23 protein-coding genes and 1 pseudogene are annotated in these 26847 nt (G+C 71.3%); 11 read left to right on the top strand and 13 right to left on the bottom strand.

Annotated elements, in window-relative coordinates; translation table 11 throughout:
* Window positions 1–130 precede the first annotated feature (130 nt).
* Window positions 131–763, top strand: coding sequence for a response regulator (locus tag ACZ4RZ_RS37870; protein WP_467751778.1), 633 nt, complete (start codon window positions 131–133; stop codon window positions 761–763).
* Between the two features lie 50 nt (window positions 764–813).
* On the opposite strand, the gene ACZ4RZ_RS37865 is transcribed toward ACZ4RZ_RS37870, so the two are convergent.
* The 5 genes from ACZ4RZ_RS37865 to ACZ4RZ_RS37845 all read right to left on the bottom strand — a co-directional run bounded on the left by ACZ4RZ_RS37865 (window position 814) and on the right by ACZ4RZ_RS37845 (window position 7547).
* Window positions 814–1656 (bottom strand): hypothetical protein, encoded by an 843-nt coding sequence (locus ACZ4RZ_RS37865; protein WP_467751604.1) that lies wholly within the window; start codon window positions 1654–1656, stop codon window positions 814–816.
* Window positions 1656–2195, bottom strand: coding sequence for a SigE family RNA polymerase sigma factor (locus ACZ4RZ_RS37860; protein WP_467751602.1), 540 nt, complete (start codon window positions 2193–2195; stop codon window positions 1656–1658). Before ACZ4RZ_RS37860 ends, ACZ4RZ_RS37865 begins: the two co-directional genes overlap by 1 nt.
* Before the next feature lie 99 nt (window positions 2196–2294).
* Window positions 2295–3734 (bottom strand): MFS transporter, encoded by a 1440-nt coding sequence (locus tag ACZ4RZ_RS37855; RefSeq protein ID WP_467751601.1) that lies wholly within the window; start codon window positions 3732–3734, stop codon window positions 2295–2297.
* 434 nt (window positions 3735–4168) lie between these two features.
* A complete protein-coding gene (locus ACZ4RZ_RS37850; protein WP_467751599.1) occupies window positions 4169–5377 on the bottom strand; it encodes a lipid-transfer protein in 1209 nt (402 codons plus the stop codon).
* Window positions 5378–5387: 10 nt separating this feature from the next.
* Window positions 5388–7547: an acyl-CoA dehydrogenase gene (locus tag ACZ4RZ_RS37845; RefSeq protein WP_467751597.1), complete on the bottom strand. Its 2160-nt coding sequence runs from the start codon at window positions 7545–7547 to the stop codon at window positions 5388–5390.
* 271 nt (window positions 7548–7818) lie between these two features.
* Here ACZ4RZ_RS37845 and ACZ4RZ_RS37840 point away from each other — a divergent pair, with 271 nt between their 5' ends.
* Window positions 7819–9558: an MFS transporter gene (locus ACZ4RZ_RS37840; RefSeq protein ID WP_467751596.1), complete on the top strand. Its 1740-nt coding sequence runs from the start codon at window positions 7819–7821 to the stop codon at window positions 9556–9558.
* Window positions 9559–9647: 89 nt separating this feature from the next.
* Here ACZ4RZ_RS37840 and ACZ4RZ_RS37835 read toward each other — a convergent pair whose 3' ends face one another.
* Window positions 9648–10556 (bottom strand): erythromycin esterase family protein, encoded by a 909-nt coding sequence (locus ACZ4RZ_RS37835; RefSeq protein ID WP_467751594.1) that lies wholly within the window; start codon window positions 10554–10556, stop codon window positions 9648–9650.
* 122 nt (window positions 10557–10678) lie between these two features.
* Here ACZ4RZ_RS37835 and ACZ4RZ_RS37830 point away from each other — a divergent pair, with 122 nt between their 5' ends.
* The 4 genes from ACZ4RZ_RS37830 (at window position 10679) to ACZ4RZ_RS37815 (ending at window position 14453) form a co-directional block, all read left to right on the top strand.
* Window positions 10679–11329 carry a class I SAM-dependent methyltransferase gene (locus ACZ4RZ_RS37830; protein ID WP_406168315.1) on the top strand — a complete coding sequence of 217 codons (651 nt, stop codon included), beginning with the start codon at window positions 10679–10681 and terminating at the stop codon, window positions 11327–11329.
* Between the two features lie 22 nt (window positions 11330–11351).
* Window positions 11352–12323, top strand: a complete 972-nt coding sequence (locus tag ACZ4RZ_RS37825; RefSeq protein WP_467751592.1) for an N-acetylmuramoyl-L-alanine amidase — start codon at window positions 11352–11354, stop codon at window positions 12321–12323.
* 158 nt (window positions 12324–12481) lie between these two features.
* Window positions 12482–13303, top strand: a complete 822-nt coding sequence (locus ACZ4RZ_RS37820; protein WP_467751590.1) for a hypothetical protein — start codon at window positions 12482–12484, stop codon at window positions 13301–13303.
* Window positions 13304–13418: 115 nt separating this feature from the next.
* A complete protein-coding gene (locus tag ACZ4RZ_RS37815) occupies window positions 13419–14453 on the top strand; it encodes an LLM class F420-dependent oxidoreductase (RefSeq protein ID WP_467751588.1) in 1035 nt (344 codons plus the stop codon).
* A gap of 226 nt (window positions 14454–14679) precedes the next feature.
* Here the strand turns inward: ACZ4RZ_RS37815 and ACZ4RZ_RS37810 are convergent, their stop codons facing one another.
* Window positions 14680–15240: a hypothetical protein gene (locus ACZ4RZ_RS37810; RefSeq protein ID WP_467751586.1), complete on the bottom strand. Its 561-nt coding sequence runs from the start codon at window positions 15238–15240 to the stop codon at window positions 14680–14682.
* 185 nt (window positions 15241–15425) lie between these two features.
* On the opposite strand from ACZ4RZ_RS37810, the gene ACZ4RZ_RS37805 reads away from it, so the two are divergent.
* Entirely contained in the window at window positions 15426–15719 is a 294-nt protein-coding gene (locus tag ACZ4RZ_RS37805; protein WP_467751584.1) for a hypothetical protein, read from the top strand.
* Between the two features lie 22 nt (window positions 15720–15741).
* Here ACZ4RZ_RS37805 and ACZ4RZ_RS37800 read toward each other — a convergent pair whose 3' ends face one another.
* Genes ACZ4RZ_RS37800 through ACZ4RZ_RS37790 form a run of 3 tightly spaced genes read right to left on the bottom strand, consistent with a single transcriptional unit; the run spans window position 15742 to window position 18970 of the window.
* A complete protein-coding gene (locus ACZ4RZ_RS37800) occupies window positions 15742–16812 on the bottom strand; it encodes a prenyltransferase (RefSeq protein WP_467751582.1) in 1071 nt (356 codons plus the stop codon).
* Complete coding sequence (locus ACZ4RZ_RS37795) at window positions 16809–17543, bottom strand: class I SAM-dependent methyltransferase (RefSeq protein WP_467751580.1); 735 nt, start codon at window positions 17541–17543, stop codon at window positions 16809–16811. The genes ACZ4RZ_RS37800 and ACZ4RZ_RS37795 overlap by 4 nt, the downstream gene beginning before the upstream one ends.
* Window positions 17537–18970 carry a glycosyltransferase family 4 protein gene (locus ACZ4RZ_RS37790; protein WP_467751578.1) on the bottom strand — a complete coding sequence of 478 codons (1434 nt, stop codon included), beginning with the start codon at window positions 18968–18970 and terminating at the stop codon, window positions 17537–17539. The genes ACZ4RZ_RS37795 and ACZ4RZ_RS37790 overlap by 7 nt, the downstream gene beginning before the upstream one ends.
* A 240-nt stretch (window positions 18971–19210) precedes the next feature.
* Between ACZ4RZ_RS37790 and ACZ4RZ_RS37785 the strand changes: the two genes are divergently transcribed.
* Window positions 19211–19891, top strand: a complete 681-nt coding sequence (locus tag ACZ4RZ_RS37785; protein WP_467751577.1) for a TetR family transcriptional regulator — start codon at window positions 19211–19213, stop codon at window positions 19889–19891.
* A 551-nt stretch (window positions 19892–20442) separates the two neighbouring features.
* On the opposite strand, the gene ACZ4RZ_RS37780 is transcribed toward ACZ4RZ_RS37785, so the two are convergent.
* The gene (locus tag ACZ4RZ_RS37780) at window positions 20443–20676 is read right to left on the bottom strand and encodes a ferredoxin (protein ID WP_467751576.1); all 234 of its coding nucleotides are present in this window, start codon (window positions 20674–20676) and stop codon (window positions 20443–20445) included.
* Window positions 20677–20678: 2 nt separating this feature from the next.
* Window positions 20679–22136: an aldehyde dehydrogenase gene (locus ACZ4RZ_RS37775; RefSeq protein WP_467751575.1), complete on the bottom strand. Its 1458-nt coding sequence runs from the start codon at window positions 22134–22136 to the stop codon at window positions 20679–20681.
* Window positions 22137–22348: 212 nt separating this feature from the next.
* Here ACZ4RZ_RS37775 and ACZ4RZ_RS37770 point away from each other — a divergent pair, with 212 nt between their 5' ends.
* Together ACZ4RZ_RS37770 and ACZ4RZ_RS37765 are read left to right on the top strand one after the other, a co-directional pair.
* The gene (locus ACZ4RZ_RS37770; protein ID WP_467751573.1) at window positions 22349–23386 is read left to right on the top strand and encodes an MBL fold metallo-hydrolase; all 1038 of its coding nucleotides are present in this window, start codon (window positions 22349–22351) and stop codon (window positions 23384–23386) included.
* A gap of 42 nt (window positions 23387–23428) precedes the next feature.
* The gene (locus ACZ4RZ_RS37765) at window positions 23429–23869 is read left to right on the top strand and encodes a nuclear transport factor 2 family protein (RefSeq protein ID WP_467751571.1); all 441 of its coding nucleotides are present in this window, start codon (window positions 23429–23431) and stop codon (window positions 23867–23869) included.
* Between the two features lie 172 nt (window positions 23870–24041).
* Here the strand turns inward: ACZ4RZ_RS37765 and ACZ4RZ_RS37760 are convergent, their stop codons facing one another.
* Window positions 24042–26114: an ATP-binding protein gene (locus ACZ4RZ_RS37760; RefSeq protein WP_467751569.1), complete on the bottom strand. Its 2073-nt coding sequence runs from the start codon at window positions 26112–26114 to the stop codon at window positions 24042–24044.
* A gap of 187 nt (window positions 26115–26301) precedes the next feature.
* Here ACZ4RZ_RS37760 and ACZ4RZ_RS37755 point away from each other — a divergent pair.
* Window positions 26302–26847 (top strand): annotated as a pseudogene (locus tag ACZ4RZ_RS37755) (hypothetical protein); the annotation flags it as partial.

Genomic DNA, 26847 nt, shown 5'->3' with positions numbered 1-26847 from the left:
GCCGGGCCGCGAAATCGGATCACCGGCGGCACCGGCCCGGTCCGCAGCCGAGCGGGACCGCCGCTCCCGCCGACGTACCGCTCCCGCAACGGCACCGGCCCCCGCGCCCTACCCTTGGCCCGTGAACGAGATGCCCCAGGACCACCGGCCCGCCAAGTCCATTCGTGTCCTGCTTGCCGAGGATCAGGGAATGATGCGGGGCGCGCTCGCTCTGCTGCTCGGGATGGAGGCGGACATCGAGGTGGTCGCGCAGGTGTCCGCGGGGGACGCGATCGTGGACGCGGCCTTGACGCATCGGCCGGATGTGGCGCTGCTGGACATCGAGTTGCCCGGGATGAGCGGGCTGGACGCCGCCGCCGAACTGCGCGAACAGGCGCCCGTATGCCGGGTGCTGATCCTCACCACCTTCGGGCGGCCCGGGTATCTGCGGCGGGCCATGGAGGCGGGCGCCGCGGGGTTCCTCGTCAAGGACGGGCCCGTGGAGGATCTGGCCGAGGCGATCCGGCGGGTGCTGACCGGGGAGACGGTCATCGACCCGGCGCTCGCCGCGGCGGCGCTGAGCGCCGGGCCCAATCCGCTCACCGCCCGCGAGTGCGACGTGCTGAAGGCCTCCGCGGACGGCGCCACCGTCGCCGACATCGCCGCCAAGCTCCACCTCTCCGAGTCGACCGTCCGCAACTACCTCTCCTCCGCCATCGGCAAGACGGGCACCCGCAACCGCATGGAGGCGATGCGGGAGGCCCGCCAGCAGGGGTGGCTGTAACCGGCGGCCGTCGGCCACCCCGCAGACTCCTCAGCCACCCCGGCGGACTCCTACTTCGGCATCGTCACCTTCGCCGACTTGTAGCTCTTGCCCTCCGCTCCCAGGCAGACGAACCAGTCGGGCTGGGAGCCGTCCACCGGGCGGATCAGATCCTCGAAGTCCGAGCCGAGGCCTGTGCCCGCGGCAGCCCTCCCGACCTTGGTCGTCGTTCCGTCGTCCCAGGCACAGGTGACCTGCTGCGCGGTCGGAGCGACCTTGCCGATCACCAGACGGTCCGATGCCCCGACCTTGTCGGAAGCATCCGACTCCAGCGGCATCGAGTAGGCCAAGATGTCCGTGCCCGACAGGGAGTCGCCCTTCTCCACCGGTCCCTGTACCACCGTCGTCGGCGGCCCGTCGCCCACGACCATGCGCACGAACACCCAGCCCTTGCCGATCAGCTCCGATGCTGTGCGCACTCCCACCGGCGCGGCCCCGTACTCGCCCATCAGGGTGCGCTGGTACTGCGCTTCCGCCTCGGTCTTCGGGGCTCCCCAGACGTCGATGCTCACCAGCCAGTCCTTGCCGTGGTCGGTGCCCCTGGCCAGGGTGGTCCCCTGAGGCTCATACACATGCCGCTCCTCGGCCGTCGGCGGCCGAGTGGCCACCGGCGCGACCTTGTGGCCGTCGCCGTCCAGCCCTCCGGCCAGCGCCAGCGTCCCCGTCGAACCGGCGATCACCAGTGCCGCGGCGGCCGCGACCACCCAGCGGCGGGACTTGCGGCGCCGGCCGCCGCGGACCACCGCCTGGTAGGGGGCTGTACCGATCTCGACCTCGTCCGCGGCCTCGGCCAGCAGCAGGGCGATGTCCCTGTGTGTCGCCATGTCGTGGTTCGTCTCCCGGTCCGCGCTCATCACTTCCGCCCTCCGTGCGTCACCATGTCGGCCAGCCCCGGTATGGCGCGGAGCTTCGCGATCCCCTTGGCCGCGTTGCTCTTCACCGCGCCCACCGAGCAGCCCATCGCCTCCGCCGCCTGGCTCTCGCTCAGGTCCTCCCAGTAGCGAAGGACCACCGCTTCGCGCTGTCGCGCGGGCAGTTGGGAGAGCGCCTTCAGCAGCGCGCTGCGGTCGTCGGCCTGGGCGATCCGGTCGCCGCTGTCGGGCAGCTCGTGCGTGAGGCCCGAGTCGTCCTTCGGCGCGAGGAACTCCTTGAGTTTTCTGCGGTGTCTGCGGGCATGCGCGTTGATCATCACGCGCCGCACATACGCCTCCGGGTCGTCGGCCGTGCCGACCCTGCGCCAGGCCGCGTACACCTGCTCCAGCGTCGACTGGACCAGGTCCTCCGCGGCGTGCTGCTCCCCCGTAAGGAGAAATGCCGTGCGCATCAACCGCGGCCAGCGGCCGATGACAAAGCTCTGGAACTCCTCGTCCCGAGCCTGCTTCCGATCCCCCATGGGCACCTCCTAGATGTCTGAAGGAGTCCACGAGGACCGGATTTCGTTGCCTCGGCCCCGGAATTCTTCGTCGCCTCGGCACACGAATTCCTCGTCGCCTCAGCTCCGGGCGATGCCGGACGTCTTTCGCGGCAGCCACACCAGCATCAGCACCGTCCCGCCCAGCAGCAGGACCCCGCTCGTCCGGAACGCCAGCGCGTACCCGGCCGTCAGGGCCTCCCCCGACGTGCTGTCCCCCGTGCGGGCCGCGGCGATCGTCGACATGACCGCCAGCCCGAGCGAGCCGCCCATCGTGCGCGAGGTGTTGACCAGCCCGGACACCAACCCGGCGTCCCTCGGTGCCGCGCCCGAGGTCGCGAGTGCGGCGAGCGGCGTCGCGGCCAGGCCCGCGCCCGCCATCATCAGGATCCCCGGGAACATGATCGCCGTCAGGTACGAGCCGTCCGCCGTCATCGTCGACTGCCAGCCGAAGCCCGCCGCGGCCACCAGCGTGCCGAGGGCCGCCACATTGCGCGCGCCGACCACCGGCATGAAGCGCGGTGCCAGCTTCGAGCCGAGGACCACCGCGAGCGAACTGGGCACCAGCGCGAGCCCGGCGTCCAGCGGCGAGTAGCCGAGCACGTTCTGCGCGTACAGCGTCATGAAGAACCACATGCAGAACATCGCGGAGCCGCAGATGAACATGGCCGCGTTCGCCGACGACACCGCCCGCAGGCGCAGCAGGTTCAGCGGCATCAGAGGGGTCTTCGTCCGTGCCTCGACGAGGAGGAAGAGTCCGACCAGGGCGAGGCCGGCGCACAGCGGCACCAACGTCACCGCCGCCGTCCACCCCTCGGCCTCCGTCTGCACGATCCCGTACGCCAGTGTCGCGAGCCCCGCCGTCACCAGCAACGCGCCCGGCAGGTCGAGGCGGCGGCCGTCTCCGGCCCGGCTCTCGATCAGCCGACGGGCGGAGCCGGCCAGCACCACCGCGCCGATGGGCACGTTGATGAGCAGCACCCACCGCCACGACAGCCCGTCGACGAGCAGTCCGCCGACGAGTCCGCCCGCCGCGCCGCCTCCGGCGCCGACCGCGGTCCACGTCGCGATGGCTCGGGCGCGTGCGGCGCCCTCCGGGACGGCCGAGGTGAGGATCGTCAGCGTCGAGGGGGCGAGTACGGCGGCACCCAGTCCCTGGACGGCCCGCGCGACCAGCAGTTGCCAGCCCTGTTGGGCCAGGCCGCCGCCGAGTGAGGCCAGCGTGAAGAGCGCGAGCCCCACCAGAAACATCCGCTTGCGGCCGTACAGATCGCCGGCCCGGCCGCCCAGCAGCATGAACCCGGCGAAGGCGATCGAGTACGCGTTCACCACCCACTGGAGTCCCGGTGCGCTCAGTGCGAGGTCGGTGCGCATGGACGGCAGCGCGACGTTGACTACGGACACGTCCAGTACGACCAGGAACTGGCCGGCGCAGGCGAGTGCGACCACTACCCACGTGGGCGGGGCGGTGCGTCCGGATATACGGGTGTCGTCTTCGGCGGCTCGGAGCATGGCTGTCATGCTCTCAACCGGATTACGGTCCTTGCATCGGCATTTCGCCGCGCCCGGTCGTCGGTCGTGAGACCTAGGACCTCCGCACGGTTCTGGGGCCTCGGGGCCGCAGCCACCGGGGAGGCCGCGGGCCCCGTCGCCGCCGGTCGGTCAGAAGTCGCCGCCGGTCGGTCAGAAGTCGCCGCCGGTCGGTCAGAAGCGGTATTCGCCCCCTTCGCCCCTACCCGTCCCGTACCTGGGGGCTGCCGCCCCCAGACCCCCGCATCGGCCTTGACGGCCTCGTCCTCAAACGCCGGACAGGCTGGATCGTGCCGGCCGCACGGAACTGGACGTACCCGCCGGGGATTGAAGGTCGCTGTGCAGAGCTGAACGTGCCCGCCGCGAGGTGAAGCTTGCCGCACGGAGATCGACGCGCCCGCCGCGCGCTGACGGTCGCCGCGTGGCTACAGGTCGCCCGCCCTCAGCAGCGTCACCACCGCTGCCCCGCCCAGTCCGATGTTGTGCGCGAGCGCCACGCGCGCGCCGGCCACCTGCCGGGCCCCAGCCTCGCCACGGAGCTGCCAGGTCAGCTCCGCCACCTGCGCGATCCCGGTCGCCCCCAGTGGATGCCCCTTGGAGATCAGGCCGCCCGACGGGTTCACGACCCAGCGTCCGCCGTATGTGGTGGCGCCGGACTCGACGAGCTTGCCGGACTCGCCTTCGGCGCACATGCCGAGCGCCTCGTACGTCAGCAGCTCGTTGACCGAGAAGCAGTCGTGGAGTTCTACGACGTCCACGTCCTCGATGCCGAGTCCGGACCGCTCGTAGACCTGGCGGGCGGCCTCCCGCGACATCGGCTGTCCGACGACGTCGATGCACGAGCCGGAGGCGAAGGACTCCTCGGTGTCGGTGGTCATCGCCTGGGCGACGATCTCGACGGCCTTGTCCGCCAACTCGTGCCGCTCGACGAACCGTTCGGACGCGACGACGGCCGCCGCCGCTCCGTCCGAGGTCGGCGAGCACTGGAGCTTGGTGAGCGGACGGTGCACGGTCCGGGCGGCGAGGATCTCGTCGACGGAGTACACGTCCTGGAACTGGGCGTAGGGGTTGTGCGCCGAGTGCCGGTGGTTCTTGGCGCCGACGGCGGCCAACTGCGCTTCCGTCGTCCCGTACTTCTCCATGTGCTCACGCGCCGCGTCGCCGAAGATCTGCGCGGTGGGCGGGGACATCTCGAAGCCGTGCCGGGCCGCCATGATTCCGTAGTGCCGGGCCACCGGGGACGTCTTGCCCCAATCACCGGCGGCTCCGCCGTCCGCCCCGCCCCCGAGCGCTCCCCGCTTCATCTTCTCGAACCCCAGCGCCAGCACGCAGTCGGCGAGGCCGCCCTCGACGAACTGCCGCGCCAGCATCAACGCACTCGATCCGGTCGCGCAGTTGTTGTTGACGTTGTAGACGGGGACGCCGGTCAGGCCCAGTTCGTAGGTGGCGCGCTGCCCGGCGGTCGAGGCCTGGAAGCAGTATCCGACGGGCACCTGCTCCACATCGGCGTACGAAATCCCGGCTTCGGCCAGGGCGTTGGTGCCCGCCTCCTTGGCCATGTCCCAGTACTGCCACTCCCGGGTCTCGGGCTTCTCGAACTTCGTCATACCGACCCCGACGACGTACGTCTTCATGAGTTCCCTCTCAGTCCCTGGGCAGGCCGAGGATGCGCTCGGCGACGACATTGAGCTGGACCTGGGTGGTGCCGCCCGCGATGGTCAGGCAGCGGGAGAGCAGGAAGCCGTGCACGGCACGCTCGCCGACACCCTCGCGCAACGCGCCCGCGGGACCGAGGAGTTCGAGCCCGAACTCGGCGACCTTCTGCTGGTGCGCGGTCTGCACCAGTTTCCGTACGGAGGCGCCCGCGCCCGGTTCCACCCCGGACACCTGCCGCAGGGTCGTACGCAGCCCGATGCAGGCGAGCGCGTGCGCCTCGGCGAGCAGGGCACCCAACCGCGCCTCGTCCACAGGAGCCGCCTGCGCGATCAGAGCCTCCAGTCCCGTGTCGAACGTCAACTGGTCGGCCATGTGCACGCGTTCGTTGCCGAGCGTGTTGCGGGCGACGCGCCAGCCGTCGTCGACCTCGCCGACGACCGAGTCGGCCGGCAGCAGCACATCGTCGAAGTAGACCTCGTTGAAGAGGGAGTCCCCGGTGATCTCCTTCAGGGGGCGGATGTCGATGCCGTCCGTGTTCTTCATGTCGACGATGAAGTAGGTGAGCCCCTTGTGCTTGGACGCCGCCGGATTCGTCCGCGCGAGGAGGATTCCGTAGTCGGCCCACTGCGCCGCACTCGTCCACACCTTCTGCCCGTTGACCCGCCATCGCCCGTCGGCGGTCCGATCGGCCCGGGTCCGCAGCGACGCGAGGTCGGACCCGGCGCCCGGCTCCGAGAAGAGCTGGCACCACAGGAGGTCCCCGCGCAGAGTGGGCAGCAGGTGGCGCTCCCGCTGCCGCTCGGTGCCGTACGCGACAAGGGACGGTACGACCCAGGTGGCGATCCCCAGATCACTGATCCGTACGTCCGCCGCCGCCAACTCCTGCTGGACGGCGAGCTGCTGGACGGGACCGGCGCCGAGTCCGTACGGCGGGGGCAGGTGCGGGGCGGCGTACCCCGTGGGCGCCAGCAGCCGTCGTACGGCCGCCGGATCGAGCCCGCGCGCGCCGTCGATCACCTCGCGGGCCTTCGCCCGGTACACGGACGCCTCCTCCGGCAGCTCCAGGCGCAACTCCCGCCGTACGCCGTCCCGTGCGAGCCGGGCGGCCCGCCGCAGGTGTACGTCCCCGGATCCCAGCAGCTGCCGCGCCACCAGCGCTCGGCGCAGATACAGATGGGCGTCATGCTCCCAGGTGAACCCGATCCCGCCGAGAATCTGGATGCAGTCCTTGGCGCAGGAATACGCGGCGTCGAGCGCGCTACCGACCGCGAGGGCCGACACCAACCCCCGCACAGCGTCTGGCCCTTGAGCCGCTCGGGCCGCGTCCCACGTGAGCGCCCGCGCCCGTTCGAGCCGTACGAGCATGTCGGCGCACAGATGCTTCACGCCCTGGAAGCGGCCGATGGGGCGGCCGAACTGTTCGCGGACCTTGGCGTATTCCGCGGCGGTGTCCAGCGCCCACGCGGCGGTGCCGCAGGCGTCCGCGGCCAGGAGGACGGCGGCGAGGTCGCGGACCAGGTCGGAGTCGACGGGGAGGACGCGGTCGGCGGCCACCCGCACCCCCTTCGCCCGGACCTCGGCGGTCGCCCGCGTCGGATCGGCGCTCTCGTGGGGCCGTACGACGAGATCGGCGGCGTCCACGGCCAGCCACACCGTCCCCCTCGCGCCTGAGGCCGTCAGGATCAGGACGTCCGCGTCGGCGCCGGACAGCACGGGCGGCGCGATCCCGTCGAGCACGTACCCACCGTCCGTCGCGACCGCGGTCAGGGTCCCCGCGTCGAATGCCACGGCCCCGATGCGCTCCCCGCACCCCAACGCCTGTACGAGAACGTCCGACCCCGCCGCCGCCACCGCCCGCTCCAGCACCACCGACGCCAGTGCGTTCGCGAGGTACGGCCCCGGCAACGCGGCCCGCGCGGCCTCCTCCACGACGACGGCGAGGTCGACGAGGTCGCCACCACCGCCGTACGGCTCCGGAAGGTGCACGGCGAGCAGTCCCTGCGCGGCGAGTCCGTCCCAGTACGAGGGTCTGCCGCCGCCCGGCGCGTCGAGCAGTTTGCGGACCTCCTCGGGTGGCACGGCGCGCGCGATCCAGCCGCGTACGGCCTCGGCCAGTTCCCGTTGCTCCGGTGTGATCCCGATGCCCATGCGCGCCTCCCCGAAGGCCCAAGGTTGCCCAAGGTGCGCGCCAGACTAGAACACGTTCCATTCTGACGGTAGGTCAGATCCCCATGGAAAGGTCAAGAATTCGTTAGTACGCCGAAGCATCGGAATAGTTGCCCGGGCACACCGGGTTCAACCTGCGTCCCGCACGGATCCCCGACCCGGTTTCATCGACCGCCCGTCCGTATCCCGCACGGATCGCCCTCCCCCTTACTTCCCGAGTACTTCTCTTCTTCCGGCCTGGAGGCCCCACCCCATGACGCACACGACGACCGACCAGCCCACGCGGAGGCCGAGCGGCGCGACCGTGCCGGTGCTCGCCTTCGCGGGCATCGTTGTCGCGGTGATGCAGACCCTGCTCGTCCCGGTCATCAAGGACCTGCCGACGCTGCTGAGCACCGAGCCCAGCAACGCCACCTGGGTCCTGACATCGACTCTGCTCTCGGGCGCCGTGGCCACGCCGATCATGGGGCGCCTCGGCGACCTCTTCGGCAAGCGGCGCATGCTGCTCACCAGCCTGGCCGTGATGGTGGTCGGCGCCCTGATCAGCGCCCTGACCAGCACCCTGCTGCCGATGATCGCGGGCCGTACGCTCCAGGGCTTCGCCATGGGCGCGATCCCGCTCGGCATCGGCCTGATGCGCGACATGCTGCCCCGCGAGAAGCTCGGCTCGGCGATGGCCCTGATGAGCTCCTCGATCGGCGTCGGCGGCGGACTCGCGCTGCCCGCCGCGGCCCTGGTCGCGCAGCACGCGAACTGGCACGCCCTCTTCTACGGCGCCGCCGGCCTCGGCGTCCTCTCGATCGTCCTCACTCTCCTCGTCGTGCCGGAGTCCCCGATGCGCGCCGAGGGCACCTTCGACGTACTGGGCGCGCTAGGCCTCTCCGTGGGCCTCGTCCTGTTCCTGCTGCCGATCACCAAGGGCAGCGACTGGGGCTGGACCTCGGCCACCACGCTCGGCCTGTTCGCCGCGTCCGCCGCCGTGCTCGTCCTGTGGGGCGTGATGGAGCTGCGTCTGAAGGCTCCGCTGGTCGATCTGCGCACCACGGCCCGCCCCGCGGTGCTCTTCACCAACCTCGCCTCGATCATGGTCGGCGTCTCCTTCTACGTCGTCTCGCTGGTCCTGCCCCAGCTGCTGCAGCTGCCGAAGGCCACGGGCTACGGCCTCGGCCAGTCGATGGTCACCGCGGGTCTGCTGGTGGCGCCGCTCGGCCTGACGATGATGTTCACCGCGCCGGTCTACGCCCGCCTCTCCGCCAAGTACGGCCCCAAGGTCACGCTGATCCTCGGCATGCTGATCATCGCGATCGGCTACGGCGCGGGCCTCGGTCTGATGAGCGCCGCCTGGCAGAGCCTTGTCATCGCGGTGGTCCTGGGCGCGGGCATCGGCCTCGCGTACTCCTCGCTGCCCGCGCTGATCGTCGGCGCGGTCCCGGCCTCGGAGACGGGCGCGGCCAACGGCCTGAACACCCTGATGCGCTCCATCGGCACGTCGGTGTCGAGCGCCGTCATCGGCATGGTGCTCGCCAACACGGCCAACCACGTCAACGGCGTCGCGATCCCCACCATGCACGGCTTCCGCGTCTCCTTCCTGATCGCGACGGGCGCGGTGGCGGTCGGCCTGCTCATGGCCCTCTTCCTGCCCGGCCGACGCCCGGCGACCAAGCCCCAGCTGCGAGCCAGCAGCGAGGAGGACGCCGCCCTGGAGCGGGCGAACGAGGTGCTCCGCGGCTTCCGCGGCCGCGTCCTGAACGCCGACGGCGACCCGGTCGCCCGCGCCAAGGTCACCCTGATCGACCGGCGCGGCCGCCAGGCCGGCGCGACGCTCTCCGGCGAGGACGGCCGCTACGCGCTGGTCGTGCCCGCCGAAGGCGCCTACGTCCTGGCCGCCAGGGCCACCGGCCACGGCCCGCTCGCCTCCTCGGCGACACACGCGGGCGACGAGCGTCCGGTCGAGGTGGACCTGGCGCTGCCGGGCGAGACGGTCCCCGCGTAACCGGTCGCCTGCTCGCTCCTTCACCTGCTCCTTGTCGCGCCCCCGCCCCCGTCGCTCACGCGGCGGGGGTGTTCGCGTACCCACCCTGCTCAGAAGAACAGGGCCGGAGTGACCTCCCGCACATGGATGATCGCGTCGAACCACTCTCCGAGCGATCCGCCGGCCATGTAGTGGTCGGCATTGGCCGCGGCATCGAAGGCGGGCCCGATCAGCCGTGTCCTGGCCGGCGCGCTCAGCCAGTTCCTCACCGGCTCCGGCGCCTCGCCCCGCAGATCCAGGAGGTAGGCGGGCAGCCCGACGCTTCCCAGGACCGCTTCGGCGAACTCCGGCGGCGGGGCGGGGACCGGGTACGGGACCTTGCCGTGCTGGAACATCTGGCCGATGGACACGAACCCCGCTCCGAAGTGCTCGCGCAGATGGCCGCCCGCGTTCCGGTGGGTCGTCGGCATGGCCGAGGGGGAGATGGTCCGCGGATCGCCCTTGGCGGTGTGCACCATGCCTCCCCAGTAGACGATCCTGTCTCCTGTCCGTGCGTGCCACTCGATCATGTCCTCGGCCATGCCCAGCTCGATCTCGGCGAGACCGTCGAGCCCGGAGGGCTTCCGCAGCGGCCGCAGGGCGGTACCGGCGAAGCGCACCTGGTCGTCCGGGTGACCGCGGTTGTACGCGCGCATCCACAGGACGGTGTCGAGGATCTCCTCGGTCCGCAGGAACGGCCGCGCCTCGGCGAGCAGCGCGCGGGGGTCGCCCTCACCGGTGCGGAGGTACTCGTCGAGTCCGAGCCTCGACGGGTCGTCCCCCTCCAGCGCGACGGAGCGGAAGCCCAGCTCCTCGACGAGCTGCCGGATGACGCCGTACGAGGCCGTGGCCAGCTCGTGGGACTGGCGGCTCGACGCGCCGAGCGCCACGACCTGGGCGTCGCCGACGAGGTCGGCCAACGGGAGGAGGTGGGTCGGGCGGGCTCGGTCTCTGATCCACTGAACGATCTCGTCGGTCATGGCGAGAAGCCTCTGACATCAACCTTGGTTGAGGTCAAGACACCAGCACGGGTGTACGAGAGGCCGTGCCACCATGTGTCCCGCAGCCCCGCACGAAGTCCCGTACACGCAGGAGGAACCCCATGCCCGCGGCACCCAAGCCCGAGATCCTCGCCGCCTTCGAGGCCGCGAAGGGGTTCATGCCGCTCGGCGAGGGGCTCGCGCTGTACGAGGCCGCCGTCGAGGCCGGGCGGCTCGGGCTGCCGCTGCTGGAGGTCGGCACCTACTGCGGGCGCTCCACGATCCTGCTCGCCGACGCCGCGCGCGAGGCCGGGGTGACGGCGATCACGGTCGACCACCACCGGGGCAGCGAGGAGCAGCAGCCGGGGTGGGAGTACCACGACCCGTCCACCGTCGACCCCGAGATCGGCCGGATGGACACGCTCCCCACCTTCCGCCGCACCCTGCACAAGGCGGGCCTGGAGGACCACGTGGTCGCGATCGTCGGCCGCTCGCCGCAGATCGCCGCGTTCTGGCGGACGCCGCTCGGTTTCGTCTTCGTCGACGGCGGCCACACCGACGAGCACGCCAACCGCGACTACGAGGGCTGGGCACCGCATGTGGCCGAAGGCGGCCTCCTCGTGATCCACGACGTCTTCCCCGACCCGGCCGACGAGTTCACCGGCCAGGCCCCGTACCGCGTCTACCTCAGGGCCCTGGAGTCCGGCGCGTTCACCGAGATCTCGGTGACCGACTCGTTGCGCGTCCTGCGGCGAACGGGAGCGGGGATCTGAGGGCACGGTTAGAGTCGCTGACGTGTCGTACGTAGGCCCTGACTTCGATCCGCCCCAGCCGCGCCGTTCCCGGCGCGGACCACTCACCGTCGCGGTCGCCGCGCTCGTACCCGGTGCGCTGGCCGGATGGCTGGTGTGGCAGGCGGTGGGCGACGACTCGGGTGGCGGGTCCGACAAGGCGGGGGCGGCGCCGTCGTCCTCCGCGCCCGACTCCCCCACGGCGTCCGCCACCGGCACGGACGACAGCAAGCCGAGTACCTCACCGACCTCGAACTCGACCTCGGCCTCGACGCCCTCCGGGTCCGCACCCGCCGCCTCCGGCCCCCTCAAGGGCAAGGTCGTCGTCATCGACCCGGGGCACAACCCGGGCAACTTCCAGCACGCCGCCGAGATCAACCGCAAGGTGAACATCGGCACGAACTGGAAGGAGTGCGACACGACGGGCACGTCGACCAACGCGGGTTACACGGAAGCCCAGTTCACGCTCGACGTCGCGCGCCGGATGCGGACGATCCTGCAACAGCAGGGCGCCACGGTGAAGTTCACACACGACGGTGACCGCTCATGGGGCCCGTGCGTGGACGAGCGGGCCGAGATCGGTGACAAGGCTCACGCCGACGCGGTCGTCTCCATCCACGCGGACGGCTCGGCGGCCGGCAACCGCGGCTTCCATGTGATCCTTCCCGCGTCCGTGCACTCGGGCGCCGCCGACACCCGCCCGATCGTCACCCCGTCCCGCGATCTGGGCGAGCGCATCGCGGGCCTGTTCGTCCGCGAAACGGGCAGCGCGCCCTCCAACTACGTCGGTGACGGCACCGGTCTCGTGGTCCGAAAGGATCTCGGCGGTCTCAATCTGTCAACGGTTCCGAAGGTGTTCATCGAGTGCGGCAACATGCGCGATAGCAAGGACGCGGCGTTGCTCACCAGCGGCGCGTGGCGGCAGAAGGCGGCGCGTGGGATCTCTGAGGGAATCGTGAGTTTCCTGCGCGGGTAGCGATCACGGGGTTACACCCGGCGCACACCCAGGTCGGACGGGCGATAGTGTCGTCCGTACGATGAGGGGCCACCCCCGCGCTTCACACCAGGGCCTGACGGCGACATGGTGACAGCGACGCCTCCACCGATGACGAGACGACTGACGAAGGACCTGAAGTGAATATCCGCTCCCTCACTCGAGGCGACGGCGTGGTGATCGGAGCAGCGGTATTGCTGTTCATCGCGTCGTTCCTCAGCACGTACGACCCGTCCGGCAGCAACTCTCTCAACGCCTGGGACAACCTGGGCCTTGTGATGAGCATGTACATCGGTGGCATCGTCGGTGCGGCTCTGATCGTTGTCGCCCGCGCGCTCCCGCAGCCGCGGAAGGTCATCGGGCTCGACCTCGGCCAGCTCGGGGTGGCCCTGACGCTCTTCGCCCTGTGGACCTCGTTCTGGACCATCATCGACCCGTTGGGCGCGTTCAGCGACACCTTCGGCACCTCGGACGTCGGCGCGGGCTCGGGTCTCATCCTCGGCCTGATCGCCGCGCTGGTCCTGGCCGCCGCCGCGATCGCCACCCCGCTGGTCCCGGCCCTGAACGCCGCCCTCGTCGGCGCCCCCAGGCCCATCGCCCCCCAGCCCTACGGCGGCCAGCCCCAGGGCGGTTACGGCTACCCCGGCGCCCAGCAGCCGGGTCAGCCCTACGGCGCCCAGCCGCAGCAGGGGCAGCCGTTCGGTGGTCCGTCGCAGCCCCAGCCGCAGCAGCCGGCCCCGCAGGCGCAGCAGCCCGCCGCCCAGGACTTCTCGCCGTTCTGGTTCGCCGTGCCGGTGCCGCGACCGCTGTTCTCGGAGGACGGTTCGCAGGCGCCGATCGCCGAACTGGCGCCGGGCACCTGGTACCTGGCCGTCGAGCAGCGCGGTGCCACCCTGGTGGCGCAGACCCAGGACGGCCGTCGTGGCGTTCTGCAGGACACCTCGGGGATCCAGCGCGGCTGACGCCCGCTTCCCGTACGTACGGCCCCTCGCCCTTCCGGGTGGGGGGCCGTTGTCGTACAGTCGCCAGCCGGACGTACAGCTGACAGTCCATCAGACATCGGCGCCTGGAGGGGACATGCGGCTCGGTCTCGCACTCGGCTACTGGGGGCGCGGCCCTTCGGCGGACCATGTGCCGCTCGCCCAGGAGGCGGAACGGCTCGGATACCACTCCGTGTGGACCGCCGAGTCCTGGGGCTCGGACGCCTTCACCCCGCTCACCTGGATCGCCGCGCGGACGTCCCGTATCCAACTCGGCACGGCCGTCGCGCAGATGGCCGCCCGATCCCCCACCACCACCGCGATGCACGCGCTCACCCTGGACCACCTCTCGGGCGGACGCATGATGCTCGGCCTCGGGCTGTCGGGCCCGCAGGTCGTCGAGGGCTGGTACGGGCGGCCGTTCCCGAAGTCGCCGCTGACCGCGACCAGGGAGTACGTGGATGTCGTACGCCAAGTCCTCAGGCGTGCGGCCCCCGTTGAACTCGACGGGCGCTTCCACTCCCACCCGTACCGGGGCGCCGACGGCACGGGCCTCGGCAAGGCGTTGAAGCCGATCACGCACCCCCTGCGCGCCGAACTGCCCGTCCTGCTGGGCGCCGAGGGCCCGAAGAACATCGCGCAGACGACCCGGATCGCGGACGGCTGGCTCCCGCTGTACTGGTCGCCGACCCGCCCCCAGGCGTACGAGGCCTCGCTCACCGACGTGCGCGAAGCCCGCGAGGGATCGAGCAAATCTCACTTCCTCGTCGCCCCCATGGCCCGCGCCCACGTCTGCGACGACCTCGCCGAAGGACTGCTGCCCGTCAAGGCGATGCTGGGCTTCTACATCGGCGGGATGGGGCACGCGGCGCGCAACTTCCACGCCGATCTGATGGCGCGCATGGGCTACGAGGAGGAGGCGCGCCACATCCAGGAGCTGTTCCTCGCCGGGCGTCGCGAGGAGGCCGTCCTCGCCGTCCCGGACGCCTTCGCCGACGAGATCTCGCTGGTCGGACCGCGCGAACGCATCGCCGAGCGGCTGGAGTTGTGGCGCAAAGGTCCGGTGACCGACCTGCTGGTCCTGTCCCCGGACCCACACACGCTACGGGTACTCGCCGAACTCAACTCATAGCCGGCCAGGGCCTGTCTTTCGGATCAGCCCTGGGCCGCGGGGCTTGGCACGCGCGTCTGCGGCGTTGTCGTCGGTGCCGACTCCCCCACTCTCGGCTTCGCTCGAGCGGGGGGACCCCCATCGCGTCGTCGCCCTCCTCCGCCTTGCAGCTGCACGCACCAAGCTCCGCTCACCGGTGCTGATCAGGCGCCGTCTCGTGGAGTCGGCCTGATCCGAAAGACTGGCCCTAACCACCGGTGAGCTGCGACGCCGACGGCACCTGGTCCTTGACCTCGGCGCCCGCGCTCTTACCGGCGTCCTTCACCTTGTTGATGACGTCGTCGAAGGAGCTCACGGCATCGTCGGTCCCGTCGCCCTTGCGCAGCTTGGAAGGCAGGCCCTTGAGCGCTTCGATCCCCGCGGTGAGCGGGGCGATGGCCTTGGAGAGCGCCGGGTCGCCCTGGGCGTTCTTCGCGGCCGCCTTGAGGCGGTTGTACGCGAACGTGCCCGCGAGCCCCGCCTTGACCAGGGCGAGATTGCGCCCCTTCGCACCCTTCTTGAAGTTGCCGGCCTTCCACGGCTTGACGATCCACTGGTAGGTGGCTCCTGCCGCGAGCCCCGCGTTCGCCACGAAGCGGGTCTTGGAGAACTTCTGCTTCTCCGCGGAGGTCGTGGGACTGGGAGTGGCGGCCGCGGCCACGGCGGTGGTGTCCTTCGTGGTGCTGTCACTGCCGCAGGCGGTGGCGCCGGTGAGCAGGGCGCAGGACAGGGTGAGCGCCACGATCAGGCGCCGTCTCGGTACGGGCACGGGGTCCTCCGGGAAGGGAACGGTTCCCCCTGGTCAGGGACAGAGTTCTCCCTGGACAGGGACATGGCTCTCCCTGGTCACGGGAGAACACGGCTCTACCGGCAGCCTCACCCCGTCCCGGCGATTGCGCCACTTGAGCGAACCCGTTCGGGTTTCACCCACGATGCACTGGCTACTCGCCGGGCATGTCCCCTCCATATCGCAACGGCTCGAATCAGGCGGGGACGGTCATCGCGATCGTCGCGGACGTGATGGCCGTCATCCTCGGCCTGTGGATCCTGATGTATCTGCTGGACGCCAACCGCGCCAACGACCTGGTGCAGTTCGTCCATGACGCGGCCACCTGGCTCGCCGGCTGGTCGCGTGACCTGTTCACCTTCGACGACGCGTGGGCGCGCGTCGTCGCGGGCTACGGCCTGGCGGCCGTCGTGTACCTGTTCGTGGGCCACGCGATCGCCAACCGTATGCACCGGCACTGAGCATCCGGAGCCCGGAAAGCCACTACGTGCAGCAGTCGGGGTCCAGGCCCCACGGAAGGCGTTCGCCGCCGAAGACCGCGCAGGTGGGCTCGTCGCCGCCCAGCGCGGCGACGGCCAGCAGGAGTGAACCGGCGGTCCAGGTGGTGAGTTCCTCGGGCCAGATGGCCTGGTCCTCGAAGACGTAGCCCGTCCAGTACAGGCCGGTCTTGGGGTCGCGCAGGTGCTGGATGGACTGGAGGATCTCCAGGGCGCGGTCGGACTCGCCCACCGCCCACAGGGCGAGGGCGAGTTCGGCCGATTCGCCGCCGGTCACCCACGGGTTGGGCACCACGCAGCGGACACCGAACCCGGGGACCACGAAACGGTCCCAGCCCTCCTCGATACGGGACTTGGCCTCGGCGCCCGTCAACGCGCCGCCGAGCACGGGGTAGTACCAGTCCATCGAGTAGCGGTCCTTGTCGAGGAACCGCTCGGGGTGGAGCCCGATCGCGTGCCGCAGCGCGCCGGCCGCCAACTCCCAGTCGGGCTGCGGCTCTTCCCGCTGCTCGGCGATGGCGAGCGCACAGCGCAACGCATGATGGATCGACGAACTCCCGGTCAGCAGCGCATCGTTCACCGCCGTGCCGTCGTCCTCGCGCTTCCAGCCGATCTGCCCGCCGGGCTGCTGGAGTCCGAGCACGAACTCCACGGCCGCGTAGACGGCAGGCCACATGCGGTCCAGGAACGTGTCGTCGCCGGTGGCCAGATAGTGGTGCCAGACGCCGACGGCGATGTACGCGCAGAAGTTCGTCTCGCGGCCGCGGTCGGTGACGTCCTCGAAGTCCCCGTCTGCGTACGCCGCGTACCAGGAGCCGTCCGCGTTCTGGTGCCTGGCCAGCCACTCGTACGCGCGCTCCGCCGCCTCGTGCTCCCCCGCCGCGTCGAGCGCCATGGCCGCCTCGGTGTGGTCCCACGGGTCGAGGTGGTGCCCACGGAACCACGGTATGGCGCCGTCCGGGCGCTGCACCCCGAGGATCCCGCGCACCGTGGCGGCAGCCTGCTCGGCGGTGAGGACCCCGGGCAGGACGAGGTGTTCTGTCCGGGGGGTGGTCACTTGGCGTCCACCAGGGGGAGGTGGGGCTTGGTCGCGTACGCCACGAAGCTCTTGCCGATCAGCGGGTTCAGCGCCTGCTCGGCGACCCGTGTGGCCAGGGGTTTCTTCATGATGTCCCAGACCAGGAGCTTGTGGTACGCCCGCACGGGCAGCGCCTTGTCGTTGTCGACGCCGAACGCGCACTTCAGCCACCAGTACGGGGAGTGGAGGGCGTGCGCGTGGTGGGTGCCGTAGGGCTTGAGGCCGGCCTCGCGGATCTTCGCCAGCAGTTCGTCCGCCTTGTAGATGCGGATGTGGCCGCCCTCGACCTCGTGGTACGCGTCGGACAGCGCCCAGCAGACCTTCTCGGGGCCGTAGCGCGGAACGGTGATCGCGATGCGGCCGCCCGGCTTCAGCACCCGGACCATCTCCGCGAGGACGCCCTTGTCGTCCGGGATGTGCTCCATGACCTCGGAGATGATCACTACGTCGAAGGACTCGTCGGGGAAGGGCAGCGCCAGCGCGTCGCCCTCCATGGCCGTCGCGGTGGCTCCGGCGGGTGCCTCACCCGCCTCCTTCATCGCCGCGAACCACTTGGCGACCTCGCGGATCTCCTCGCCGTTCTGGTCCAGCGCGACGACCTGGGCGCCGCGCCGGTAGCACTCGAACGCGTGCCGGCCGGCACCGCAGCCGAGGTCCAGGACGCGGTCGCCCGGGGCGAGCGGGAACCGGGAGAAGTCGACGGTCAGCACGTGGCCCTGCTTTCGCGGTTGGCGACAACTAGTTCTTCGGCGGCGTCCGGGGCGGGGGCTTCGGCCCCCTCGGTGGCCGCGGAGCGGTCGGGAGACGTGGGCGCGAAGCGGCGGGGGGCCGCGCCCGCGGAGCCGGCCATGGCTTCGCGGTAGTGGGCCACCGTCCCCTCGGCGGCTCGGGCCCAGGTGAAGCGCTGCAGTACCCGCTCACGGCCGGCGACGCCGAGGCGTACCCGCAGCTCCGGGTCGCCGAGCAGTCGGCTCAGCGCGGCGGCCAGCGCGCCCGAGTCGCCGGGCGGCACCGCGAGGCAGGTCTGGCCGTCGGGCCCGGCGACCTCCGGGATCGCCCCGCCGGTCGTGGCCACCAGCGGCGTGCCGGTCGCCATGGCCTCCGCAGCCGGGAGGGAGAAGCCCTCGTACAGCGACGGCACGCAGGCGACCTCCGCCGAACGCACCAGGTCGACCAGTTCCGCGTCGGAGATCCCCTTGACGAACTCGACGGCGCCTTCGAGCCCGTACCGCTCGATGGCCTGGGCGACGGGCCCGTCCTCGGCGCGCTTGCCGACGACGACGAGGTGGGCGCCGGGGTGCTCGGTTCGCACCTTCGCGAGCGCCTCGACGAGGAAGACCAGGCCCTTGAGCGGCACGTCCGCGCTGGACGTCGTCACGATGCGGCCCGGCACCTGCCGCACCGCCGGATCCGGCGAGAAAAGGTCGGTGTCCGCGCCGATGTGCACGACGTGGATACGGTCCTGCGCCACGCCCAGGTGGTCGACGATCTCCTGGCGTGACGTACCGGAGACGGTGAGCACCGACGGCAGGCGGCGCGCGACGCGCTTCTGCATGCGTGTGAAGGCGTACCAGCGGCGTACGGAAGCGCGGCGCTGCCAGCCCTCGGCGGCGTCCAGCTCCAGCTGCCGGTCGACGGTGATGGGGTGGTGGATGGTGGTGACGAGCGGCGCGCCCACGTCGCCCAACAGGCCGTAGCCGAGGGTCTGGTTGTCGTGGACGACGTCGAACTCGCCTCGGCGGGCACGCAGATGACGCCGGGCGCGCAGCGAGAAGGTCAGCGGCTCGGGAAAGCCCCCGGTCCACATCGTGCCGACCTCGAGCGCGTCGACCCAGTCCCGGAACTCCTCGCCCTTCGGGGTGCGAAAGGGGTCGGGCTGGCGGTACAGGTCGAGGCTGGGCAGCTCGGTGAGGCTCAGCTCGGGGAGGCCTTCGTCCAGCACGGGATAGGGCTGGGAGCCGATGACCTCGACCCGGTGGCCGAGGCGGGCGAGCTCGCGCGAGAGGTGCCGTACGTAGACGCCCTGGCCGCCGCAGAACGGGTTTCCCTTATAGGTGAGGAGCGCGATGCGCAGAGGTCGGTCCCCGTCGGCGGCCGCACCCTCCCCGGGGCCCGCCTCCATGGCCTCAGCGGTCACTTCCGGCCCCCTTCTCCCTGCACTTTCCCGCGAGATTACGCCGGGACGCTAATCTAGAACAAGTTTCAGACTTGATCGTTCAAGGAGCACTGAATCTACCGGCAGGTAGCGCCGCTGTGAGCGGTGGATCAGGTGATTCACGCCACGACGGAATGGCGGGGTCCGATGATTCGCACGGCAGCCGGAAGCCCTGCCATGCTGACTCGTCGCTCCCCCTCGCTGATGTCACGGAACGGACCCATGCCTGCGGAAGCCAAGGCGGACTCGAAGAACGCGCGGTCGGCGTCGCAGCCGTCCACGCCCTCCTCCACGCACTCCACCCCGCACCCGGCCACTCCCCCGCTCACCGAGCGGCAGGAGGCGCGCCGCCGCCGGATCCTGCACGCGAGCGCGCAGCTGGCCAGCCGGGGCGGCTTCGACGCCGTACAGATGCGCGAGGTCGCGGAGTCGTCGCAGGTCGCCCTGGGCACGCTGTACCGCTACTTCCCGTCGAAGGTCCATCTGCTGGTCGCCACGATGCAGGACCAGTTGGAACACATGCACGGCACGCTGCGCAAGAAGCCGCCGGCCGGGGACACCGCGGCAGAGCGGGTGGCGGAGACGCTGATGCGGGCGTTCCGCGCCCTGCAGCGCGAGCCGCATCTCGCCGACGCCATGGTCCGCGCGCTCACCTTCGCGGACCGCAGCGTCAGCCCCGAGGTCGACCAGGTCTCCCGGCAGACCACGGTGATCATCCTCGACGCCATGGGCCTCGACGACCCCACCCCCGCCCAGCTCTCCGCCGTCCGCGTCATCGAGCACACCTGGCACTCGGCCCTGATCACCTGGCTCTCGGGCCGGGCCTCGATCGCCCAGGTCAAGATCGACATCGAGACGGTGTGCCGCCTGATCGATCTGACGGACCCGGACGCACAGGGCTAGGGCCGGGGCGCGCGAGCCCACAGAAAGGGCGCGCAGGCACACAGAACGCCGGCGCGCGGGCACACAAAAAACCTACGAGACGGGTTCCCTTCGCCGGTATTACCCGGATCAGGTAATGGGGGTCGCCATCCGGTCTGACTGCTACCTTCCGGCCTCTCAGCCCGACCGTCGACGTCGGCCCCAGCGGATGCCTGAGCGTCTCGCCAAAGTCGGCTACTCCGGTTGAACTCCCTCACTCGCCCCGTAGGCACTTACCAGGATAGAACGTCTACCGGCGGATAGAACCACCCGAATGCCAACTTTTTTGGCCGAAATCATCCGGGTAACCCCGTACGAGCCTCCGACCGCGACGCGGGCACGCAACGGAAGGAAGACAAGGGGCGGAAGTGACTACTGAGGCACAAGTGAAAGGCGGAAGCCCCTACCGGAGAAGATCGACGAGGCGATCCGGCAGAAGGCAGAAAGTGGAGTACCGGGCACCCGGCAGGTGACGCCCCGCCGCGCCGAAGGCCACGGCAGGGGCGCCGACGGACCCCGGAGTTGCCGGCTCCCTAGTCCTCGGGCGGGAACACCGGCTCCCCGCTCCCCAGCAGCGTGATCATGATCGCTTCCACCGGGCAGCCCTCCGCCGCCTCAAGGACCTTCTCGTTGGCGTCGGCCTCCGGCTCGACCGGGTGGGACTGCATACCGGTGTCGAGGCGGAAGGCGTCCGGGGCATGGTGGACACACTGGGCGGAGCCGATGCACACGGAGCGGTCGACCTCCACCTGCCAGCGGTCGCCCATGCTCACGCCTCCCAGCCGGCCGGCAGATGGATCATCTTGTGCTCCAGGAACTCGCCGTACCCCTCGGGGCCGAACTCCCGCCCCAGGCCCGAGTTCTTGTAGCCGCCGAAGGGGCCGAGCATGTCGAGGCTGAAGGTGTTGACGGAGTAGGTGCCGGTACGGACCTGGCGGGCGACGTCGATGCCATGGGCCACGTCGGCCGTCCAGACGCTGCCGCTCAGCCCGTAGTCCGAGTCGTTCGCGATCTTCACGGCCTCGGCCTCGTCGCCGTACGGGAGCAGACAGATCACCGGGCCGAAGATCTCCTCCCGCGCGATCCGCATGGAGTTGTCGACGTCGCCGAAGAGGGTCGGCTCGACATACCAGCCGCGGTCGAGGCCCGGCGGACGGCCGCCGCCGGTGAGGATCTTGGCCCCTTCCTCCTGGCCGATGCGGATGTAGTCGAGGTTGCGCCGCTGCTGGCGCCTCGCGACCAGCGGGCCCACCTGGGTCGCCGGGTCGAGCGGGTCGCCGACCACCAGCGCGCCGGCCGCCGCCGCGAAGGCGTCCGCGAACTCGTCGTAGCGCGAGCGCGGCACCAGGATGCGGGTCTGGGCGACACAGGCCTGGCCGTTGTTCATCCAGGCCGCCGAGACGATGCCGGGGACGGATGTCTCGATGTCGGCGTCCGGGAGCACCACGGCCGCGGACTTGCCGCCCAGTTCCAGGGTCACGCGGGTGAGATTGCGCGACGCGACCTCCATGACGCGCTTGCCGGCCGCGACCGACCCGGTGAACGAGACCTTGTCGATGTCCGGGTGTCCGACCAGGTATTCGCTGACCTCACGGTCCGCCGGGAGGATCGAGAGCACACCCTCGGGCAGCCCGGCCTCCTTCGCGATCTCGCCCAGCAGATAGGCGTCGAGCGGTGACTCGGGCGACGGCTTCAGTACGACCGTGCAGCCGGTCAGCAGCGCGGGCGCGAGCTTGGCCGCCGCCACGAACTGCGGGACGTTCCACGGGACCACGGCCGCGACGACCCCCACCGGCTCGCGCCGGACGAGGATCTTCCCGAGAACTCCGGCGCGCGTCTCCTCGTACGTATAGGTGCGCGCGACCGTGATCGCCGCGTCCCACACCATCATCGCGCCGAGGGCCTGCGCGAGGACGCTCCAGGAGTACGGGGAGCCGTTCTCGGAGGAGATGACGCGGGCGATCTCCTCGTGGCGCACCGCGATCGCGTCCTTGATCCGGGTGACGACCTCGATCCGCTCGTCGAGGCTCATGCGCGGCCAGGGGCCCTCGTCGAACGCCTTGCGCGCGGCGGCGACGGCCCGGTCGACGTCCGCCGTCGAAGCGTGCGGCACCCGCCCGATGACCTCTTCGGTGTGGGGCGAGATCACCTCGATGACGTCCTTGCCCAGGGGGTCCGTCAACTCCCCGCCTATGAACAGCTGTCCGTGTTCCACGAGCTCCGTCATGGCTGACTGCCTCCCGAGGGACCGTTCCCTGACGCCTTCTCTGACGCTTCATCAGATACGAGAACTGATACCAGTTCCAGTCAGCGGAGTCCACGGGCCGGACATCGGCACGGAGAGAGAACGGTCGACTTGGGCACCCATTGGAATCTGTTCTAGTTATAGTGGCCGGACAGACCGGACAGTGACCGGAACACGGCGATTGGTGGGAGCCCATGACGCAGGTGACCGATCACGGCGGGGGCGTACGGTCGATCAGTGTCCCCATCCCGGACAACCCCCTGGGCCACACCCTGGTGTACGTCGTGGACACCGACCGCGGCCCCGTCCTGATCGACACGGGCTGGGACGACCCCGCCTCCTGGGACGCTCTCGCCGAGGGCCTCACCGCCTGCGGCACCTCCGTCGCCGAGATCCACGGCGTGGTCATCACCCACCACCACCCGGACCATCACGGCCTGTCGGGCCAGGTGCGCGAGGCGTCCGGGGCCTGGATCGCGATGCACGCGGCGGACGCCTCGATCGTCCGGCGGACGCGGGAGAACCGGCCCGAGCGCTGGTTCGCCTACATGGCGGCCAAACTGGCGGCCTCCGGCGCGCCCGAGGAGCACGTGGCGCCCCTGCGCAACGCCAGGACGTCGGCCCGCCCGAGCACCCTCCCCGGCTTCTCCCCCGCGCTGCCCGACCGCGAGATCGTCCCCGGCGAACTCCTCGCCCTGCCGGGCCGCCGCCTGCGCGCGATCTGGACCCCCGGCCACACGCCCGGCCATGTCTGCCTCCACCTGGAGGAGGACCATCCCGCCCGCCTCCCGGGCCACGGCCGCCTGTTCTCCGGCGACCACCTCCTGCCGAGGATCACCCCGCACATCGGCCTGTACGAGGATCCCGACGACGTCACCGTCACCGATCCGCTCGGCGACTACCTCGACTCCCTGGAGCGCGTCGGCCGCCTCGACCCCGCCGAGGTGCTCCCGGCCCACCAGCACACCTTCGCCGACGCCCCTTCCCGCGTACGGGAGTTGCTCGACCACCACGAGGAACGCCTCACCGGACTGCTGACCCTCCTCTCGACACCGCTCACCCCCTGGCAGCTCGCCGAGCGCATGGAGTGGAACCGGCCCTGGGACCAGATCCCTTACGGATCACGCAACATCGCGGTCTCGGAGGCCGAGGCCCATGTGCGGCGGCTGGTGAAGCTGGGACGGGCGGAGGCGGTGACGGGGAGCGATCCGGTGACGTACGTGGCTGTGTAATACGTTCGCCGCGGCGGGCGCGCGGCTGATAGCAACGGCGTCATGGATGACCTCGAACAACTCCTCGCCGAGCGCGCCTGTGAGCGGCTCGTTCTCGACTTCGTCCGCCGTCTGGACCTCGGTGAACCCGGCTCGGTGGCCGAGCTGTTCACCGAGGACGGCTGCTGGCAGTGGCCGGAGGGCGACCGGACGGTGCGGGGGCGCGAGGCACTGCGGGAGTACTTCGGCTCCCGTCCCGCCGACCGGCTGTCGCGCCGCGTGATGGCGAACGTCCTCGTCACCGTGGGCTCGCCGACGACGGCCACCGCCACCTCGTACTTCACGACGTACCGCGTCGACGGGCACACCGGGGGCATGGTTCCGGTCGGACCGCCCGTCCAGGTCGGGAATTACGCGGACGCGTTCCGCAAGGTCGGCGACCGCTGGCTGCTCGCCTCCCGGACACTGTTCCTGCCGTTCGGCGGGCCGACGCCCCGCCAGTGACCGGGAGCTTGTCCCGCCCGTCTCGCCCCCGGGGGCTGCGCCCCTTTCAGGGGCGCGGGGAACTGCGCGACGAGCCCCCACCGGGCCGCAGCCGAAAGGGGGGCGGGACGGGTAGGGGCGGAGGGGGCGAAAACCCGTGGCCCCGGACGGCAGACGGGCTGGAGATGGCCCGTCAGCGCCCGTGCGCCGCGTAGTCCAGCCCCTCCTCGTACGGCATGGCGAGGCCCTCTTCGTACGCCTTCTCGTACTCCGTGTCGCCGATCTCCTCGCGGACGCGGAGTTCATGCGAGCGGCGGGTGGCGATGAGGTCGGGTGAGTCCATCTGGGCGCGGCCGGTGAGTTCCCAGACGCGCTCGCCGATACCGAGGAGACGGGCCGCGCGGTGGCCGTCGCCGGCCGCGACGACACCGGCGGCGAGCACATCGAGGGCCATGGCCGCGCCGACGGTGTTGTGCAGCAGTCCGTGCCCGGCCAGGGCGGTGCGGGCGGTGCCGATCGCCGCGCGGACGTCGCCGCGGGCCAGGTCCGCCTGGGCCACGATCCCGTCGGCGAAGGCACCCGCCCACGACTCGCCGCACGCCACGCTGGCCGCGCGCACCTCCTCGGCCACCGCACGCGCCCGCTCGTGATCGCCCCGCAACAAGTGCGAGAAGGAGAGCGCCACGCGGACCTGGAGCTGGGCGGCCCCGAACCCGTCCTGCCGGATGGGCAGCCGGGGCGTGGCGGACAGCACGTCGATCGCCTCGGACAGCCGGCCGCTCAGGGCCAGTTGACCGCCGATGAGGTAGCCGGCGGCCACCACCGCCGCCGGATCGCCCTGGTCCCGCGCCGCGTCGGCGCACCTCACCGCCCAGTCGGCGGCGACCTCCAGGTCGCCCTGGAGCAGCGCCACCGCGCCGCGCGCCCACAGGGCCCGGGTGCGGTCGGGGCCCGGCGCCGGGTCGGTGGCGAGGGCCAGGTCGAGGCAGTGCTGGGCGTCGCGCAGATAGCCGCAGTGCCGCCAGAGGAAGCCGATGTCGGCCGCCATCTCCAGGGCGACGCGTCCGTCGGTTTCGGTGAGCGCGCAGTCCACGGCGGCGCGGAGGTTGGCGTGTTCGGTCAGGGTGCGCTCGCACCACGCCACCTGCCGTCCGGTGTTCCACTCGGCGCAGCCCTCGCGGGCCAGGCGGCGGTAGTGGTCGCGGTGGCGCAGCCGTACGGCCCGTTCCTCGCCGAGCGCGCGCAACCAGTCGGCGCCGAACTCCCGTACGGTGTCGAGGAGTCGGAAGCGGTCCGGGTCGGCGCGGTGGCGGCGCACGATGGACTTCGCGACGAGCCGGGCGAGCAGATCGGCGATCCGTCCGGCGGGCAGCGGGCCGCCCGCGCAGACCTCCTCGGCGGCGCGCACGCAGAAGCCGCCCGCGAACACCGAGAGGCGGGCCCACAGCAGCCGTTCCAGCGGTGCGCACAGTTCGTGGCTCCAGCCGATGGCCGTACGCAGCGTCTGGTGTCGCGGCGGCCCCTCGCCGTCGCGCGCGACGAGCAGATCGAGCCGGGACGGCAGGCGTTCGCCGAGGCAGTCGTGCAGCTGGGCCAGGGAGAGCTCGGACAGCCGGACGGCGGCGAGTTCGATGGCGAGCGGTATGCCGTCGAGGCGGCGGCAGACGGCTTCGACGGCGGCGCGGTTGGTGTCGTCGAGAGCGAAGCCGGTGGCGGCCGCCCGTTCGGCGAACAGGGCCACCGCGTCGTCGGCGACCGGCAACGGGTCCAGGTACAGCACGCGTTCGCCGGGCAAGCCGAGTTGCTCGCGGCTGGTGACGAGGATGCGCAGCCCTGGCAGGACCGGCAGCAGCGCCTCGGCGAACGCCGCGCAGTCCGCGAGGACGTGCTCGCAGGAGTCGAGGACCAGCAACAGCCGCTTACCCTCGGCCCATTCGGCGACCACCTCGGTGACCGGGCCCGTCGACTGGTCCGCGAGCCGCAGCGCCTCCACGACGGCCAGGCCCACCAGGCCCGCCGTGTGCAGCGGGGAGAGCTCCACCAGCCACACGCCGTCGGGGTACGCGTCCCTGAGCCGGCCCGCGGCCCGCAGCGCGAGCCGGGTCTTGCCGACGCCACCGACCCCGACGAGACTCACCAGCCGGTCGATCCCGATCCCGGGGTCCAACTCCTGGTCCAGCCAGTCGAGTTCGTCCAGTCGCCCGACGAAGCTCCGCGTCTCCGGGGGCAGATTGCCGGACCGTCCACCGATCGTGTTGTCAGACACGCCGACCAGTCTGACCGGGTCACGCCCCCGCGATGCCGCGCTCCGGCAACTCGGACAGAAAGGCCGCAACACCCCGTCACTTTCGTGCAGCTTTCGACGAGATGCGATCAACTCCCTGTTGGTGAGGGCGGGAAGGGCGATATTCGGAGATTGTCAGGTGATGGGCGAGAGGGACCAAGGGGGACGGATGGCCGCCAGGGGCGGAGGCGGTGGGGGCGACATGGCCACGGGTGTCGGAAGCGAGGGCGGCAAATCGGGCGAGGGTGCCGGAGGCGGCAACCCGGCCGCGGGAGCCGGCGCCGGAGGCGGCAACCCGGCCGCGGGGGCCGGCAACTCGGCCGCGGGCAGCGGCATCGAAGGCGGCAGCCCGGCTACAGGCGCCAGTGTCGGAGGCGGCAACCCGACCGCGGGCCTGGGTGTCGGAAGCGGCAGCCCGGCTACAGGCGCCAGTGCCGGAGGCGGCAACCCGACCGCGGGCCTGGGTGTCGGAAGCGGCAACTCGACTGCAGGGATCGGCATCGAAGGCGGCGCCCCGGTCGCAGGCGCAGGGGGCCGGAGTGACGACCTGAACGCGGACGTCGGCGTCAGGGGCGGCAAGCCGGCCGCCGGCGTCCGGGACGGTGACGTGACCGCGCGAGCCGGCGTCCGGGACGGTGACGTGACCGCGCGAGCCGGCGTCCGGGACGGTGACGTGACCGCGCGAGCCGGCGTCCGGGACGGTGACGTGACCGCG

This window comes from Streptomyces sp. NPDC027189 (genome assembly GCF_055566975.1).
This window is presented reverse-complemented; position numbering and strand designations above follow the sequence as displayed.

Bases quoted from the DNA above. Each gene is read 5' to 3' on its own strand.
- ACZ4RZ_RS37850 (WP_467751599.1), bottom strand. From the start codon at position 5,377: ATGAAGACGTACGTCGTCGGGGTCGGTATGACGAAGTTCGAGAAGCCC.
- ACZ4RZ_RS37870 (WP_467751778.1), top strand. From the start codon at position 131: ATGCCCCAGGACCACCGGCCCGCCAAGTCCATTCGTGTCCTGCTTGCC.
- ACZ4RZ_RS37785 (WP_467751577.1), top strand. From the start codon at position 19,211: ATGCCTGCGGAAGCCAAGGCGGACTCGAAGAACGCGCGGTCGGCGTCG.
- ACZ4RZ_RS37830 (WP_406168315.1), top strand. From the start codon at position 10,679: ATGCCCGCGGCACCCAAGCCCGAGATCCTCGCCGCCTTCGAGGCCGCG.
- ACZ4RZ_RS37815 (WP_467751588.1), top strand. From the start codon at position 13,419: ATGCGGCTCGGTCTCGCACTCGGCTACTGGGGGCGCGGCCCTTCGGCG.
- ACZ4RZ_RS37775 (WP_467751575.1), bottom strand. From the start codon at position 22,136: ATGACGGAGCTCGTGGAACACGGACAGCTGTTCATAGGCGGGGAGTTG.
- ACZ4RZ_RS37845 (WP_467751597.1), bottom strand. From the start codon at position 7,547: ATGGGCATCGGGATCACACCGGAGCAACGGGAACTGGCCGAGGCCGTA.
- ACZ4RZ_RS37865 (WP_467751604.1), bottom strand. From the start codon at position 1,656: ATGAGCGCGGACCGGGAGACGAACCACGACATGGCGACACACAGGGAC.
- ACZ4RZ_RS37805 (WP_467751584.1), top strand. From the start codon at position 15,426: ATGTCCCCTCCATATCGCAACGGCTCGAATCAGGCGGGGACGGTCATC.
- ACZ4RZ_RS37770 (WP_467751573.1), top strand. From the start codon at position 22,349: ATGACGCAGGTGACCGATCACGGCGGGGGCGTACGGTCGATCAGTGTC.
- ACZ4RZ_RS37855 (WP_467751601.1), bottom strand. From the start codon at position 3,734: ATGACAGCCATGCTCCGAGCCGCCGAAGACGACACCCGTATATCCGGA.
- ACZ4RZ_RS37765 (WP_467751571.1), top strand. From the start codon at position 23,429: ATGGATGACCTCGAACAACTCCTCGCCGAGCGCGCCTGTGAGCGGCTC.
- ACZ4RZ_RS37780 (WP_467751576.1), bottom strand. From the start codon at position 20,676: ATGGGCGACCGCTGGCAGGTGGAGGTCGACCGCTCCGTGTGCATCGGC.
- ACZ4RZ_RS37835 (WP_467751594.1), bottom strand. From the start codon at position 10,556: ATGACCGACGAGATCGTTCAGTGGATCAGAGACCGAGCCCGCCCGACC.
- ACZ4RZ_RS37840 (WP_467751596.1), top strand. From the start codon at position 7,819: ATGACGCACACGACGACCGACCAGCCCACGCGGAGGCCGAGCGGCGCG.
- ACZ4RZ_RS37860 (WP_467751602.1), bottom strand. From the start codon at position 2,195: ATGGGGGATCGGAAGCAGGCTCGGGACGAGGAGTTCCAGAGCTTTGTC.